The organism is Komagataeibacter sp. NFXK3 (assembly GCF_054182245.1).
On sequence record NZ_JAPIVJ010000073.1, the window covers coordinates 1 to 1,310 of the forward strand.

General features: G+C 66.6%; 1 protein-coding gene. It reads right to left on the reverse strand.

Annotated elements, in window-relative coordinates; genetic code table 11:
• Positions 1-1,310: 1-deoxy-D-xylulose-5-phosphate synthase (dxs, locus tag OQZ28_RS17505; RefSeq protein ID WP_458136696.1), on the reverse strand; the 1,310-nt coding region annotated here is incomplete at both ends.

Below are 1,310 nucleotides of genomic sequence, written 5' to 3' on the forward strand. Positions count from 1 at the left end.
CCGGCATGGGTCGCGCCATCGGCGCCAACAAGGCCCGCGCGGTCGATGGCGAAGCGCACCGGCAGCTTCTGCAGCACCACGTCATGCATCACCTGGTCATAGGCGCGCTGCAGGAAGGTGGAATAGATGGCGCAGAACGGGCGCAGCCCCTCGGTGGCCATGCCGGCGGCAAAGGTCACGGCATGCTGCTCGGCAATGCCCACGTCAAAGAACCGGTCGGGATAGGCCTTGGCGAACTTGTCGAGCCCGGTGCCCGACGGCATGGCGGCGGTGATGGTGACGATCTTGTCGTCAGTCGCGGCCTGGCGCACGAGTTCCTTCGCAAACACCGAGGTGTAGCTTGGCGGCCCGGACGGGCCCTTCTTCTGCTCGCCGGTGACCACATTGAACTTGGAGACGGCGTGATACTTGTCGCCCGCCGATTCGGCCGGGCTGTAGCCATGGCCCTTTTCGGTGATGACATGCAGCAGCACGGGGCCGACATCCTCGGCATCGCGCAGGTTGCGCAGGATGTGGACGAGCTGGTTCATGTCGTGCCCGTCAACGGGGCCGACGTAATAGAAGCCGAGTTCCTCGAACAGCGTGCCGCCGGTCATGATGCCGCGCGCGTATTCATCGGCCTTCTTGGCGGTGCGCTCGAGGCGGCCGGGCAGGCGCTTGGCCATCTTGGCGGCGAGTTCGCGCAGGTTCAGGAACTTGCGCGACGACATCAGCCGCGACAGGTAGCTCGACATCGCGCCCACCGGGGGCGCGATCGACATCTCGTTGTCGTTGAGCACCACGATCAGGCGCTCGGCGCCGGGGCCGCAATGCGAGGCGTTGTTCATTGCCTCATACGCCATGCCCGCCGAGATCGAGCCATCGCCGATCACCGCAATCACGTTGCGCTCGCGGTAGGAGGGGTCTTCCTCCGCGCGCAGGTGGTGGGCGACGGCCATGCCCAGGCCCGCGGAAATGGAGGTGGAGGAGTGGGCCGCGCCAAACGGGTCGTATTCGCTCTCGCTGCGGCGCGTGAAGCCCGAAAGCCCGCCCGGCTGGCGCAGGGTGCGGATGCGCTCGCGCCGCCCGGTCAGGATCTTGTGGGGGTAGGTCTGGTGGCCCACATCCCAGATCACGCGGTCGGCGGGCGTGTCGAACACGGCATGCAGCGCCACCGTCAGTTCAACCACGCCAAGGGATGCGCCAAGATGGCCACCGGTGGTGGACACGGTATCGATCGTCTCCGACCGCAGTTCCTCCGCAAGCTGCTTGAGCTGCTCGACCGAGAGGTTGCGCATGTCGTGCGGCCACTGCACCCGGTCAAGCTGGGC